Below are 13,854 nucleotides of genomic sequence, written 5' to 3'. Positions count from 1 at the left end.
ATTTCTCCTTTGTATCTTGATGTAACTTATGACATCATTGTAAATATTTTTTTAGGTGAATAATGAAGCAGTGACAAACAAGAGACAAGTACTGCTCCTACAGACAAGCCTAATACACTACCAATAATGAGCAGAATATCAAGAGAAGCAAGATGGATCGGACGAGAAAGTAAATCTTTTACATAGTGATGGTTGGCCAAGAAAACAGCCGGTAACCATTCACCATTGTCCGCATTCTCATAACTTGTTTTCAGCATATCGCTTAGCAAGACTTCTCTTAATTGAGGTAGGAAGATGCTTGTCACCACTAATCCAATCGCTAAGGTGATACTTGCAAGAATCAGCACTTCTAGTATGTACTGGAGCAGAATTTCCATCCGGCTCTTACCCAGTGATTGCAAAACCCCAATCTCCAATTGCCGACCTTTCATCCACAGATGAAGGAAAAAAAGTAGAACAAGATGACTGAGTACAATGGTCCCCCATAAGATCCATTTGAAAAGGCGTTGTTGACTATTCAAAGTCTTTAAAAGCGTTTGAACACTAGAATTTTGTGTTAATTGGTAGTCTTTTAGTTCAGATCCCGCCTGCAGGCAAGCTCTAGCCTGTGTCATATCGGCTTCATGGTTAGCATGATAAATACTGGTATGGTAGCTATACTGAGGATTCAATTGCTCAAGAGTCTTTCTTGTCGTTAAAATAGTATGTTCAAGTGTATCGCTTTCTCTATTCGCAAAGGGAGAACGATTAGTCTTAAATATGCCCGTAATTCGTAACGTGGACTTTTGACCAATTGAGGATTGGATTGAAATAGTATCTCCCACAGCAAGATGATAGCGATCAGCAAGATTGCGACTAATGAGAGCCGCATCACTGCTCTTTTCATTTAAAAAAGCTCCTGCTTCCAGTACCAATTCCTTATTGAATAACTGACTTTTTTCAAAGAAGTCTTGATTGACTAAGCTATAAACCCTCGTTTGTTCAGATTCAGTCTCTCCAATCGTCACTTCTTCTGAAATTAGATGATGGGCGTTCAGATGATTTTCAGACACAACATCTTCAAAATAGGCTCGGCTAGCAGGATTCACTTGTGCAGCCGGAACATCCCTCAATCTTGTCACAAGAGATTGGTGTAGTTGACTATCTAATAAACGCTTACTATCTTGAGTTAGTGAGGTATTGAGGCCAATCAGTAGGCTTAGGGCAATACTAATAAATAAAAGAAATGCGGTTAAAATAGCTGTTTTAACTGGATGACGTTTGAGATACAATTTCGCACGAGTAAAGGAATTCATCTCTTCTCCTTTCTGATTTAAGCAGTCCAAAATAGGTTCAATTCTTACACTATATGATGAAAATGGCAAAAGAAATAAGCGGGGGCAGGATTAAATCCACTTAACATTAGCTCAATCTATCATCTTCTTATCCATTTTTTATCCTAATCTCAGTATAGCAAACACCTATCTTCTTTCTCTAACGGTCATCTATCTTTTATCTGTGTTTTGATTGCGATTAACCTAATACCCTATTACTATCAACATTCGTATTTTTCGATACTTTATTAGATAGTGCGGACGCAAGCAACCTTGTATTTCCGACCTTCAACAGTCCACTGGACTGTTGAAGCAATATTGAGTCTAAGGTCTCAACATTTCCGTTATTCGGGAGTGGGACAAAAATCGTGATTTCATAGAAAGCGATTTTGTAGTCCCACTTCTGCAAGATCGACTAGGCTTATAGAATGTTGATTTATCAACGTTTTACCAACCAAACAACTACTACGCTAAGCTAATCAAACTATAAAAATGAGCAGTTTTGGTACTTTTTATCCAGCCTCGAATGATACCACTACTGCAAAAGTATCCTATAGTAAAACACCTTCGGCTTACTGTATTTCCAACCTGATATAATCACTATCTTAACCTTGTCAAGGTTGCAAATAGTGGATAAGTTGGTTATTCTCGAATTTCAATGAGTATAGCAATTTAGTGCCGCAAACAATCTAAATAAAATAAGAGACAGAAATCATGTTCTGCCTCTTACGTTTGAGTGAGAAAGTGCTTATTTTTTACGATTTTTAGCAAACAGGCCAGCTAATCCAGCTAAACCTACTCCGATAAAAGATAGGATACTTGGTACTGCATTGGTCTTTGGTAAACTCCGTCTAACTTTACCGTTACCTGCTAGCTTTTGCGTCTGTTTGGTACTAGGCATTTTGCCATTATCGTCTTTTTTATTTGATGCTTTACCTGACTTCTTACTAACTTCTTTTGTACCAATTTCCACTACTTTGTTCACCGCGGGTTTTGTCACCATATCTGAAACAACCTTACGTGATACCAGTTGATTACCACGCATGATTACTTCTTCGACAATGGTTCGAACACCTGCTTCGCCTTCTGTCACAATCCGTTGCTCGCCCTTTGGTAACTCTGGATTTTCTCGCGTAATGGTTTGGAATGGAACAGCTTCTTCATGCGTTTCTTGACGAGTGGTCAGTCCTGGTTCTTCTGACTGTTTTGAATCGTCTTTGGGAATTGGTTGCGCTGGAACAAGGGGTGTCAATGGCATTCCTGATAATGAACGATATAAATCAAGAAATTTCTTCTGACGTGGAGCAATCTCTCTATTGAAGAAGACTGAAAAACCGCCTGTCTTACTACCTGTTTCAACAGTCGCATACGTTGGATAGAACATTTCTTTCAACAACTGTCTCAACTCCTGATTGTCTGGAAAGTTTTGAAGCTTCTGATTCAAATCACGAGCAATGTATTCCATTTCTGTATATTGAATACCATCATACAAGCGATTATACCGCATGTGCAGTTCTTTATTGGTCAGGTTGGTATCTTTTTCAGAATCCAATTTTTCAAAAAATTGCATATAATCCCCTACAAGATTACCAACTTCCTTCCAAATCTCCATCTGACCCTTATACAAGCTCTCATCTGTCAATTCTGACATCTGTTTGATTGCCCTCAGCATCTCCTTACCTTTTTTTAGAATCTCTTCTTCCTCGTCTTTTAGAGCTTGGATATTAGCTTTTTTAGCTGCAAGTAAAATAGCTGCTAGTTCAGCCTCTGTTTTCAAATCCTCTAATTGATTCTTGAAATCCGCCTTTTGTTGTGAGCTTAAATAAGCTAGGGTATCAATCTCCTTACTGATAGCCTCCCTCTTTTGATAGATGACTTTATTGGTTGTTGCTGCCTGATCAGCTTCTGCTAGTATAGTGTCAATCTCAGTCTCTGTTCCGGCTTGCTCTAGTCGCTCTAAATAATTAGAGCGCTCATCTGGCTCTAAATAATCCTTTTTGGTGATGGTCTCTTTAGCTACCGCTTTTTTCGCTTCAATCTTTTGACGATTGGCGATATATTCCTTAGCTGCTTTTTTAGCTGCTTCAATCTCTTCTACAGTCTTTGCTTCATTAGCCATCGTACGGTATTTATTTTTAAGAGCATTTGGCAGATCATTCATCTTAGAAATCTCATCAATGGCTTGTTTCTTTGGCGCAGCCAATTTTGCTTGGTCTTTATTAGCTTGTAGCTCGGCTGCATACTCAGCGTATAAGCGTTCAAATAAAGCACGAATAGCATCAAGAGACTTAGTAGTATCCTTAACAGCACTTTCTAGTTTCTCAGCTCTTGCAGGATTCAATAGGTTCTTTGAGGAGGTGACATAGTTATTTCTAGTCTCCGTATAATCTTTCTCTACCTCAGCCTTAAAGGTCGCAAAATTTTTACCTATTGCTGCTTCTAACTGCAATTTAATCACAGTCGAATTTTCTCCTTTAGCTAAGGCTGTATAATAAGCCGCTCCTACTTGCTGCTGATAGTATGTCTTCTTGTCTGCTCTTACTTCATAATTGCTTAATTCCTTGATTTTCTGATAGAGACTTGTCAACTCCGCTTTTAATTGAGCATCTTGCTGTTGAATTCCTGTATTGGGAGCTGTTTGTTCAGCTTGTACAAGATGAGGAGTTACGGATACTAAGGCTACTGCGGCAGCAGCAACATATAATTGTTTTTTCATCATTTGACTACCTTTCTATACAATACAAGCACGGCTTGTATGTTCTCTGATTACCCCCATTATATAGAAAAAAATAGGTAGTGGCAAACACATACAAATTTCATAACTTATCGCTAAAAAACGAATGTTTTTTTCAAAAAAATGAATATTTTTCCTTTTTTCTTTATTTCCTCAACAAAACATAGAAGAAAATGAGATGGTTTCCGCAAAACAAAAACCTTTAAAAAACAAGCTTCTCTACACCTTCAACGCCTACAGACAAAACGTAGAAAGCCTTTACTTGGTCTACAAATCAACATAAAAAAATCCTCAATCTCTACTGAGGGAAGAAAAGCAAGCGATTATAAGAATTTCTTTTTAGAACCTTTCTTATGGAGGCTAACTAAGACGCTAGTAATTGAGCAAAGGTACTCTTATCTACGGTATACTTTGATTCTTTCTGTCGAAACTGCTTTTATACAATTCTTGTTTTCATGTGTCCCTTCCTTTGTCCTTGATAGAAATAGTGTCATCGAAAAACATACAAGAAAACTGGAAGTTTCATTAAAGAAATCTGAAACAGATTAGTTGGGTTCTACTGGTAAATATGGTATAGTCAAATAACGATACAGATTTTTATGAAATATGAAACCAAGAATGGAGTATGACATGTACGAATTTTGCCTAGAATACGGCTGTTTTCCTGTCAAGAAAATCGATGATTTTGCTGAACACCGCACAGAGCCCCCTCATTTTCTAAAAGACGATGAGGAATTGATTCCCCAGTTAGAACATATCAATGAGCTCTTTCACGAGTTATTTCTGACCATTGAATGCAAGTTCGACTATATCGGCAAGCAATTTCCAGAAAAAATCGCCGTCATCCACACCCTCTATGATGACATCGCAGAACAACTCCTTGCCAAATACGGTGACACAGAGCAAATTAAGATTGAATTATTTTTACTTTAATACAAGAAAAACTTGGGAAGTTCCCAAGTTTTTTGCTTATTTGAACAGAGAGTTGTCTGATTTGCTATCTGCCACTTCATCTGCTTGATAACGTTCTGCACCCCACCAGTAAGGCATGAGGTCTTTTAGAGTCACAGTCTCACGCGTCTCATAGTCGAGCATGATTTCCATGTCTTTGTTCTGAGACGATAGCTGCATGAGAAATTCCCGACAGGCACCACAGGGCATACCTGAGCCACCTCCATACGGAGGCTTGTCACGAAAAGCAAGCATGCGCTTAATGGTCGTTTGGCCTGACAATTGATACATATTAAAGGCAGCTGCACGCTCTGCACAAAGATGAAAAACGCCTGCTGTTCCCTCCATACAAAAGCCCGTGAAAATCTCTCCATTTTCTGCTTCAAAAGCAGCCACCACATGGTGGGCATAGACAAAAGGTGTAACTTCTACTGGAGCGTATTGATTTCGCGCCGTTTCATATAGTTTGGTCCAAATGTCCATTTTCCTCTCCTTTTGTTCTCTCTAATGCCAACGATTAGCGAATCTCCGCGCCGATTTCTTCGAGCGCTTTTGCAATTTTTTCCATATACTTAGCCACTTCCTCATCAGTCAAGCTATCGCTCGGATTTTGGAAGGTCAAGTTATAAGCCATTGATTTTTTGCCAGCTTCAATGTTAGTTCCAGTGTAGATATCAAAGAGGCTCACCTTGGTCAGACGCTTTACATTGGCTGATGAAATAGCATCCAAAATTGCTTGGTGCTGGGTCTCACGGTCGACCAAGAAGGCAATGTCACGACTAACTGCTGGGAATTTTGAAATGTCTGTAAAAGGCTTAGCTGGTTGAAGCACAGCTTCCAGCGCATCGACATTAACTTCTGCCACATAGGTTTCTGGAATACCGTAGTCTTTCGCCAGCTGCGGATGCACCTGCCCCACAAACCCAATCACTTGACCATCTAGCTCAAGCTGGGCTGTCCGTCCAGGGTGAAGAGCCCCTAGGCTACTAGTTGCTACATAATGGACTTCAAGCGAATACTTGGCAAAGAGGGCTTCTAATACCCCTTTTGCATGGAAGAAATCTACTGGCACTGCTACTGTTTGGAAATCTTTTTCTGCTACTAATCCTGTCAAAGCAAAGGCAAATTTCGTAATTTCTTGTGGTAAATCTTCTGCCGGATTACCTGTTTGTTCAAAGACTTTTCCGATTTCATACAAGGCCAAGTCTTTATTTCTACGGGCTACATTATAGGCTACTGTTTCTAGCATACCTGAAATCATATTCTGACGAAGAGCAGAACGATCTACTGTCATTGGCCACATCAATTCTGTTACATTTGTTGGTGTCAAGCTAAATTCAACTGCTTTTTCGGGAGTCGTCAGTGCATAGGTAATAACTTCACTCAAACCAGCTCCCTCAGCAACCTGACGTATCTGACGGCGGAATTTTTGGCTCCTTGTCAATTCACCAGCTGTTCCATCTTCTTTTGGCAGAGTTGTCGGAAGATTGTCATAGCCATAAATCCGCGCAATTTCTTCAACCAAGTCTGCTGGAATACGGATATCCCAACGGCGACGGGGCACTTGAACGGTAAAGGTTTCCTCATCACCTGCAATTTCCATACCCAAACGACGGAAGATATCAGCAATATCGCTATAGACAAGACTAGTTCCCAAGGAACGATTGACATACTCTAGACTAGCAGAAACAGCTACTGGACTGGTCTCAACCTCACCTGCAGACACAACACCTGAAAGAACCTGACCACCTGCTAAGTCTGCAATCATACTAGCTGCTGTATCCATAGCCGCTGCAATATCAGCCACGTTGATCCCTTTTTCAAAACGGGAAGACGATTCAGATCGTAGGTTTAATCGACCAGATGTTTTCCGAATAGATTTTCCATCAAAAAGTGCTGCTTCTAACACCACATTTGTCGATTGATGATCAATCTCAGTTGCAACGCCACCCATGACACCACCAAGGGCAACCGCCTTATCAGCAACGGAAATGACAATATCATCTGCTACTAATTCACGCTCGACTTCATCCAAGGTCACCAAGCTTTCCCCATCTCGTGCATCACGCGCCACAATGGTTTTGCTTTCAAATTTATCTAGGTCAAAAGCGTGCATAGGTTGTCCGAAATAGAGCAAGATATAGTTGGTCACATCGACCACATTGTTAATCGGGCGAATCCCTGCATTCATCAAGAGATTTTGCAACCACTGAGGACTCGGTGCGATTGTCACATTTTCAATCACACGCGCACGATAGGTTGCAACCTTTTCAGATTCAATCGCTACCTCAATCACATCGCTCGCTTTTTTCTCTACTTCTACAAGGGGAAAATCCTTAAACTGAACAGCCTGATCATAGATTGCCGCAACTTCATGGGCTACTCCACGCATGGAAAGGGCATCCGCACGGTTTGGCGTGATAGATAGTTCAATCACTTCATCATCCAAATCAAGATAAGAAAAGACTTCGTCTCCGTTAACTGCATCTGCTGACAAAATCTGAATCCCGTCCGCAAACTCTTTTGGCACCACCGAGTCTGAAATACCGAGTTCTCCGAGAGAACAAATCATGCCGAGCGATTCCAAGCCACGGATTTTTCCTTTTTTTATCTTATAATTATCGGCAATACGTGCCCCAGGAAGAGCCACCATGACCTTGATACCTGCACGGACATTCGGTGCTCCACAGACGATTTGGCGAGGAGCTTCTTCACCCACATCCACTTGGCAGACGTGAAGGTGCGTTTCTGGAACATCTTCGCAAGACAGGACTTCGCCGACCACTATTTTTGACAGACCTGCTGCAGGAGAAGCCACACCTTCTACCTCAATTCCCGTTGTTGACATTTTTTCAGCCAATTCCTTACTCGGCACGTCAATATTTACTAATTCTTTTAACCATTTGTAACTTACTAACATCTTACTTCCTCATTTTTCTTCATTTATCCGCTTTTTCAAGAGCCAGTCAATATCCACCGTATCTCCTGTTACATATTCATGCTCACTAAAGCGTTCAAATCCATACTTGAAATAAAAATTTTGTGCCTTAAAATTCTTCTCCCAAACTCCTAGCCAAGCCCAGGTAAACTGACCTGCTACTGCCTTTTCAAGAGCAAATTCGAATAAGGCCTTTCCCAAACCATAACCTTGGTGGGACTGCAAAATATACAAACGTTGAATTTCAAACGCATCTTCTAGTTCATGCTCGGTCTGGGCCTCTCCCCAGTTCACCTTCAAAAATCCAACTGGCTGCCCTTCATGAAGGACAAAGTAATGGGCTGATTCTGGATTTTCCCATTCTTTTTCCAAGGTTTCAAGTGCTAAATCATGGGTATAAAAATACTCCAAATCAGCTTCTTTGATAAAGGCACCAAAGGTTTCACGAAAGGTTTGCATGGCCATTTCACGAAGTAAGGGTAGATCTTTTTTCTCAACTACACTAATCATATAAACACCTTACTTGAATTGTTCAGCAAAACGGCTATCCCCTTGGTAGAAGCCACGAATATCATTGATTCCATAGCGCAACATGGCAATCCGTTCTTGACCTAAACCAAAGGCAAAACCAGAATATTCTGTTGGATCAATGCCACTCATTTCTAACACGTGTGGGTGAACCATTCCTGCCCCTAAAATCTCAATCCAACCAGTCTTTTTGCAGACATTACAGCCATCTCCGCCACACTTAAAGCAGGATACATCGACTTCAACAGATGGTTCGGTAAATGGGAAATACGAAGGACGTAAGCGAATCTGACGATCCTCACCAAACATTTTTTTGATAATCATCTCAAGTGTACCTTTTAAGTCACCCATTGAGACATTTTTCCCAACAACCAAGCCCTCAATTTGGTGGAATTGATGACTGTGTGTTGCATCATCTGTATCGCGGCGGAAAACACGCCCTGGAGAAATCATTTTGAGAGCACCCTTTGAAAAATCATGCTGGTCCATGGTCCGTGCTTGTACAGGACTGGTGTGGGTCCGCATTAAAATTTCCTCAGTAATATAGAAAGTATCTTGCATATCACGAGCTGGGTGATCTTTTGGCAAGTTCATCCGCTCAAAGTTGTAATAGTCTTTTTCTACTTCAAAACCATCGACAATCTGGAAGCCCATCCCTAAGAAAATATCTTCGATTTCTTCACTCGTTTGGGTCAAGACATGACGATAGCCTTGTTTGACACTTCGTCCTGGTAAGGTTACATCAATTGATTCTTGAGCTAATTGCGCCTTGATTTTTTCTGCTTCGACAAGAACTGCCGTTTCTTCAAAAGCCTTGGTCAAGACATCACGAACTTCATTGACCTGTTTTCCAATAATCGGCTTCATATCATTTGAGAGATCCTTGAGTCCTTTCAATAAGTCTGTCAAAGATCCTTTTTTCCCTAATACGGCAACCCGTAAGTCTTGTAATTCCTTGGCATTTTCATAGCGAATCTTTTTCAATTCATCTAGTGTTGATTGTCTTAATTCAGCTAATTGTTGTTCAATTGTTGACATATTTCCTCCAAAATAAAAACGCATGACCACACCCAATCGGAGCGTTGTCACGCGGTACCATCCGTTTTCATTTGCTGCATTGCAAACCTTTATTTGTAAGTCCGTACGCAAGTGAATTCGACCTATTTTCACTGAATGAGCTTCCAGTCACGGCTCATCTCCCTAGACAGTTTCCCTAGATGTACTAGTCTTGCAGACTTCTATTCAATTTGATAGTCGTTTCGTTTTCATTTATTACGGCGTTAACGCGTCTTGTCCAACCTAAGTTATACCTGCGACTCCTTGCCTAGTACTGAATCAAAACGAAACCACTATACCCCATGAAAACCAGCAGACAAGCTGTTAATTTCCCCTGAGCACTACTTTCATTCTAGCAGAATTAGGAAGATTTGGCAAGGACTTATCCCAAGTCTCGTCTATACGAATAACCTTTTTCTGTCTCCCTTTGAATCTCAAATCCGCAAGCAGTAAAACATTTCTGGGAAGCGTAGTTCCCCTTATAGATTTCCCTGACATGTAGTGCAGAATAGCCTCGTTTTTTAGCCTCTGCGACTAGAGCTTGAACAATCTTTTTCCCAAGCCCTTGTCCCCGGTAGGCTGGATCCCCAATCACAATTGGTATATCATTCTGTGAAAAGGTGACATCGCCAATTGCCTTCCAGCCCGTTTCCTCTTGAACTTCAATCGTATAGAGTTCACCTACCTGATCCAAGTAAGCATACATTCGCTGTAATTTTTCAAGACTGTAGCTTTCCCTCACTCCATCTACAAGATAAACCACTTCTTGATCCTGATACCAAGTAAGAGCTTCGCTATCATTTGGTTTACCACGCCTTAGGCGCAGTTTTTCTTCAATCTCAATCATCACATCTCCTACTGGTTAAGATGAATCTTCCCACTATAATAATCAATAACTAAGCCCTGCTGGACATTTGGGACAAAAACATTAAACTCCAGACTGCCGTCTCCTGCTTTCGCTTCCAAATGACTTCCTACTGGCACTAAATCTTCCTGCGATTGATAGATCAATGTCACTCGATACCGTACCCGCTTATTTTGATCTAAGGCTCTACGTACCTGTGTTTCAAAATAATTTTGACCTGTCGCATCTGGGCGATTGGATTGGTTGGACCACGCAGTCTGGACCGCTATATTTTTAGGGTTACTGGTTGAAGCATCGTACCCTTTTAGCCCACCAACTAAGGAATAAGCTAACAAGTGCCCCCTGTCAATGGCATGGTTATATTCCCCTTCTAAATTTCTCACTTGATGCCAGCCAGCCGGTTTCCAGCTGGTCGAGCCATTTCCTGTCTCCTCCCGCTTTTGATACTGACGGGTCGCCTTACTTAAAAGAGCATTTGCGACAGTTGGTACCAGTTTCCCCTGCGCAGTCTTGGTTCGATTATCTGCATAAGGAGCGCTCGCTACAGAGGCGTCCAGATCAGTCTGATTGCCATTGACAATGAAAGCACCTGCTCCGTTGTAGACAAGGTCAGATCCCAACTGAGCCCGTACCGTGTCCGTCAAAACGGAATGTGCTAGCTCCTCTGATGGCCTAGATGTAGCGGTTTCTATTCTAGTAACTGGTCGGTGAGATACGGTCGAAGGTTCTTCTGCCCAAAAATAACCACCAGCCACCAGTAAGAGTGTGATCACTAGGCTAGCTAGACTCATACTCTGCTTTTTTGTTTTTTTCCTTGCCATATTACTCCTAACAAAATCCACAGTGAAAGAGGCTGAACCATCGTACTCAGCCTACTCATCTTCTTAACTTGAACTGTTTTCTATTCTAATGACTGGACGAAACCAGCTCATCATAAAACATTACAGTCACTGCCCGATTGCTACTTTCCTGTAAATTTGCCAATCAATTCCTGCCATTTTTCGGGGGATAAAATAGCCCAAATATTGCTACCATCTCCAATCACACCATAGCCAACCATGAGTCCAATTGCAAAAAGAATCAATGCCAGGAGAATGACAAAAAGAATCAATAGTATCTGATTGCCAACAAAACGTAGATTTTCTTTCTGATCCATCTATTCTTCTCCATTAATGCGTTCAATATCTGCCCCTAAAGCAGCCAATTTCTCATGGAAGCGGTAATACCCACGATCCAAATGTGTTAATTTTCCAACAGTTGTCACACCTTCTGCTACTAGCCCTATCAGAATAAGAGCAGCACTGGCTCTCAAGTCTGTTGACATAACTTCTGCACCTTGAAGCGGTGTCCCCCCTGTGATAATAGCTGTGTCACGCAGAATATCTGAATGTAAGTCCATCCGTCGCAATTCTTCCAAATGCTGGAAACGATTCTCAAAGACCGTCTCAATCATGGTTGACTCACCCTTTGCTACCGCCATAAGAGCTGTAAATTGAGCCTGCATATCGGTCGGAAAACCTGGATGTGGCAAGGTTTTTACCGTCACAGGTTTCAATTGTTCCACGTATGACCGAACTCGAATCCCCTCGTCTTCCTCCCTAACATCAACACCCATTTCCTGCATTTTAGAAATCAAGGGACGATTGTGCTCCCAAATCGCATCTTTAACTAAGACATCGCCACCGGTCATAGCAGCTGCAACCATAAAGGTTCCTGCTTCGATACGGTCTTGAACCACTTGGTGATCTGCACCATGAAGAGCAGAAACTCCCTTAATTGTAATCGTTTCTGTACCTGCACCTTTAACTTTGGCCCCCATTTTATTGAGGAAAATCGCCAAGTCCACAATTTCTGGCTCGCGCGCCGCATTTTCAATCACGGTTGTACCCTCAGCTAAGGTCGCTGCCATCATCAAGTTTTGGGTCGCACCCACACTCGGGAAATCCATGTAGAAATGCGCTCCCTGCAAGCGGTCTGCTCGCGCCTCAATATAACCTGCCCGCTGGTGAATCCTAGCCCCCATAGCCTCAAGTCCTTTGAGGTGCAAATCAATCGGACGGCTGCCAATCGTGCAACCACCAGGCATCGATACCTTGGCATAGCCATTTCGCGCCAAGATTGGACCTAAAACAACGATAGAAGCCCGCATTTGATTGACATATTTATAGGGTGCTTCGCTACCAAGCTCACCTCTAGCATCAACGACAATTTCATTTTCATCTTGCTGGAAAACTACCTGAGCCCCCAAGCCAGCTACCACATGATTCATGGTAAATACATCTGATAAAATCGGCACATTGGAAAGGCGCGACTGGCCTTCATTTGCTAAAATCGTAGCGGCTAAGAGAGGCAATACTGCATTTTTTGCCCCTTCAATCGTGACTTGACCTTCCAAGCGTGTCTTTCCGCCTCTGACAATAATTTGATCCATTTTTTCTTCCCTTCATTCGATTTTTTGATTGGCTTCTCTTTCAAAACAAGCCTAAGGTTGGCTCATCAATAACCCTAGCGAAAGGCTTCTGACAAGTTTCGACCAATGGATAAGATATCCAAAAAGAAAGCCGAGACCATATATCCCAAGGCAATCGCTAAAAACACGATGAAGAGCTGAATTTTCTTCTGATTTTCTGCTGTCCCTTTTAGCCATTTTGACCAATCCACTACCGATAATAGTAAATGATGCGCCAGATAGATAAACAAAAGATGACTACAGACATTTAATAATGATAAAACCATAACTCTATTATACCAAAAATTTCAAAAATCTCGCGTTTTAAAGACAAACGCAAAAAGAGACTGGGATTCCCGCCTCTTTTGATTATCGTTTATCTAAGTAGTCTACTACCCTTAAGGCCTGTATTCACAGCTCAGCAACTCTATTCAGGGCTTATTTTACGCTACTCATCGTTTCTTTTTTTCGAAATACAGTCAGTATTTCTTAGATGTTAGCTTTTCATCTACCCACTACAGTTGACAAAGAGCTAAAAAGCACCTTGATTATCGTTAAATAAGCTTCCGATTAGAACTACTTCGCTTATGAATACAGGTTCTTATTTATTTCCAACACGGATACGGTTAATCGCCCGTTGCAAGGCAATGGCTGCTCGTTTTTCCATGTCAATATTGTGGGCGCTTTGTGCTTCTTCAAGCTCTTTTTCCGCACGCAGTTTCGCACGTTCCGCACGACTGACATCAATATCACGCGATCGTTCTGCCGAATCTGAAACAATGGTAATCAAATCTTTAGAGATTTCAATAATCCCACCATTGACCGCAATCCAGTCTACGTGATTTTCATCGTCAATTCGACGCACCTTAATTTCATCAATGGCCAAAACGGCAATCAACTCGACGTGACCGGGATAAATTCCCAGCTCACCTTCTGTTGTCCGAACTAGTACGAAAGCCGCATGGTGATCATAACGAATACCGTCTGGCGTTACAATTTGTACGGTCATTTGTGCCATAA

The 13,854-nt window shown here is 41.6% G+C and carries 13 protein-coding genes; 1 reads left to right on the top strand and 12 read right to left on the bottom strand.

Features of this window, described 5'->3' with window-relative positions; translation table 11 throughout:
* Positions 1 to 26 precede the first annotated feature (26 nt).
* Positions 27 to 1,295 carry an ABC transporter permease gene (locus CHF41_RS05370; RefSeq protein WP_119876326.1) on the bottom strand — a complete coding sequence of 423 codons (1,269 nt, stop codon included), beginning with the start codon at positions 1,293 to 1,295 and terminating at the stop codon, positions 27 to 29.
* Positions 1,296 to 2,061: 766 nt separating this feature from the next.
* Positions 2,062 to 4,032: a G5 domain-containing protein gene (locus CHF41_RS05365; RefSeq protein ID WP_119876325.1), complete on the bottom strand. Its 1,971-nt coding sequence runs from the start codon at positions 4,030 to 4,032 to the stop codon at positions 2,062 to 2,064.
* Between the two features lie 645 nt (positions 4,033 to 4,677).
* Between CHF41_RS05365 and CHF41_RS05360 the strand changes: the two genes are divergently transcribed.
* Entirely contained in the window at positions 4,678 to 4,980 is a 303-nt protein-coding gene (locus tag CHF41_RS05360) for a hypothetical protein (RefSeq protein WP_119876324.1), read from the top strand.
* 36 nt (positions 4,981 to 5,016) lie between these two features.
* Here the strand turns inward: CHF41_RS05360 and CHF41_RS05355 are convergent, their stop codons facing one another.
* From CHF41_RS05355 to CHF41_RS05310, 10 genes are all read right to left on the bottom strand, one after another.
* Positions 5,017 to 5,481 (bottom strand): cytidine deaminase family protein, encoded by a 465-nt coding sequence (locus tag CHF41_RS05355; RefSeq protein WP_119876323.1) that lies wholly within the window; start codon positions 5,479 to 5,481, stop codon positions 5,017 to 5,019.
* Between the two features lie 34 nt (positions 5,482 to 5,515).
* On the bottom strand, positions 5,516 to 7,918 hold the full coding sequence (gene pheT, locus CHF41_RS05350) for a phenylalanine--tRNA ligase subunit beta (RefSeq protein WP_119876322.1): 2,403 nt from the start codon (positions 7,916 to 7,918) through the stop codon (positions 5,516 to 5,518).
* Positions 7,919 to 7,927: 9 nt separating this feature from the next.
* Positions 7,928 to 8,446 carry a GNAT family N-acetyltransferase gene (locus CHF41_RS05345; protein WP_119876321.1) on the bottom strand — a complete coding sequence of 173 codons (519 nt, stop codon included), beginning with the start codon at positions 8,444 to 8,446 and terminating at the stop codon, positions 7,928 to 7,930.
* A gap of 9 nt (positions 8,447 to 8,455) precedes the next feature.
* Positions 8,456 to 9,502, bottom strand: a complete 1,047-nt coding sequence (pheS, locus tag CHF41_RS05340; RefSeq protein ID WP_119876320.1) for a phenylalanine--tRNA ligase subunit alpha — start codon at positions 9,500 to 9,502, stop codon at positions 8,456 to 8,458.
* Positions 9,503 to 9,902: 400 nt separating this feature from the next.
* The gene (locus CHF41_RS05335; RefSeq protein WP_119876319.1) at positions 9,903 to 10,367 is read right to left on the bottom strand and encodes a GNAT family N-acetyltransferase; all 465 of its coding nucleotides are present in this window, start codon (positions 10,365 to 10,367) and stop codon (positions 9,903 to 9,905) included.
* Between the two features lie 8 nt (positions 10,368 to 10,375).
* Positions 10,376 to 11,206: a DNA/RNA non-specific endonuclease gene (locus CHF41_RS05330; protein WP_119876318.1), complete on the bottom strand. Its 831-nt coding sequence runs from the start codon at positions 11,204 to 11,206 to the stop codon at positions 10,376 to 10,378.
* Between the two features lie 140 nt (positions 11,207 to 11,346).
* Entirely contained in the window at positions 11,347 to 11,541 is a 195-nt protein-coding gene (locus CHF41_RS05325) for a DNA-directed RNA polymerase subunit beta (protein WP_119876317.1), read from the bottom strand.
* Entirely contained in the window at positions 11,542 to 12,816 is a 1,275-nt protein-coding gene (murA, locus tag CHF41_RS05320) for a UDP-N-acetylglucosamine 1-carboxyvinyltransferase (RefSeq protein ID WP_119876316.1), read from the bottom strand.
* A gap of 74 nt (positions 12,817 to 12,890) precedes the next feature.
* A complete protein-coding gene (locus tag CHF41_RS05315; protein ID WP_119876315.1) occupies positions 12,891 to 13,121 on the bottom strand; it encodes a DUF1146 family protein in 231 nt (76 codons plus the stop codon).
* A 314-nt stretch (positions 13,122 to 13,435) separates the two neighbouring features.
* On the bottom strand, positions 13,436 to 13,852 hold the full coding sequence (locus CHF41_RS05310; protein ID WP_119876314.1) for a F0F1 ATP synthase subunit epsilon: 417 nt from the start codon (positions 13,850 to 13,852) through the stop codon (positions 13,436 to 13,438).
* Between the last annotated feature and the right edge of the window lie 2 nt (positions 13,853 to 13,854).

The sequence above is a fragment of the Streptococcus respiraculi genome (assembly GCF_003595525.1).
GTDB classification, from domain to species: domain Bacteria; phylum Bacillota; class Bacilli; order Lactobacillales; family Streptococcaceae; genus Streptococcus; species Streptococcus respiraculi.
The sequence above is the reverse complement of the archived record's forward strand: the minus strand, read 5'-3'. Positions and strand labels throughout refer to the sequence as shown.

What these genes read in the sequence shown, in the direction of transcription:
- CHF41_RS05370 (WP_119876326.1), bottom strand. Translation starts at nt 1,295, where the DNA reads ATGAATTCCTTTACTCGTGCGAAATTGTATCTCAAACGTCATCCAGTT.
- CHF41_RS05365 (WP_119876325.1), bottom strand. Translation starts at nt 4,032, where the DNA reads ATGATGAAAAAACAATTATATGTTGCTGCTGCCGCAGTAGCCTTAGTA.
- CHF41_RS05360 (WP_119876324.1), top strand. Translation starts at nt 4,678, where the DNA reads ATGTACGAATTTTGCCTAGAATACGGCTGTTTTCCTGTCAAGAAAATC.
- CHF41_RS05355 (WP_119876323.1), bottom strand. Translation starts at nt 5,481, where the DNA reads ATGGACATTTGGACCAAACTATATGAAACGGCGCGAAATCAATACGCT.
- pheT (WP_119876322.1), bottom strand. Translation starts at nt 7,918, where the DNA reads ATGTTAGTAAGTTACAAATGGTTAAAAGAATTAGTAAATATTGACGTG.
- CHF41_RS05345 (WP_119876321.1), bottom strand. Translation starts at nt 8,446, where the DNA reads ATGATTAGTGTAGTTGAGAAAAAAGATCTACCCTTACTTCGTGAAATG.
- pheS (WP_119876320.1), bottom strand. Translation starts at nt 9,502, where the DNA reads ATGTCAACAATTGAACAACAATTAGCTGAATTAAGACAATCAACACTA.
- CHF41_RS05335 (WP_119876319.1), bottom strand. Translation starts at nt 10,367, where the DNA reads ATGATTGAGATTGAAGAAAAACTGCGCCTAAGGCGTGGTAAACCAAAT.
- CHF41_RS05330 (WP_119876318.1), bottom strand. Translation starts at nt 11,206, where the DNA reads ATGGCAAGGAAAAAAACAAAAAAGCAGAGTATGAGTCTAGCTAGCCTA.
- CHF41_RS05325 (WP_119876317.1), bottom strand. Translation starts at nt 11,541, where the DNA reads ATGGATCAGAAAGAAAATCTACGTTTTGTTGGCAATCAGATACTATTG.
- murA (WP_119876316.1), bottom strand. Translation starts at nt 12,816, where the DNA reads ATGGATCAAATTATTGTCAGAGGCGGAAAGACACGCTTGGAAGGTCAA.
- CHF41_RS05315 (WP_119876315.1), bottom strand. Translation starts at nt 13,121, where the DNA reads ATGGTTTTATCATTATTAAATGTCTGTAGTCATCTTTTGTTTATCTAT.
- CHF41_RS05310 (WP_119876314.1), bottom strand. Translation starts at nt 13,852, where the DNA reads ATGGCACAAATGACCGTACAAATTGTAACGCCAGACGGTATTCGTTAT.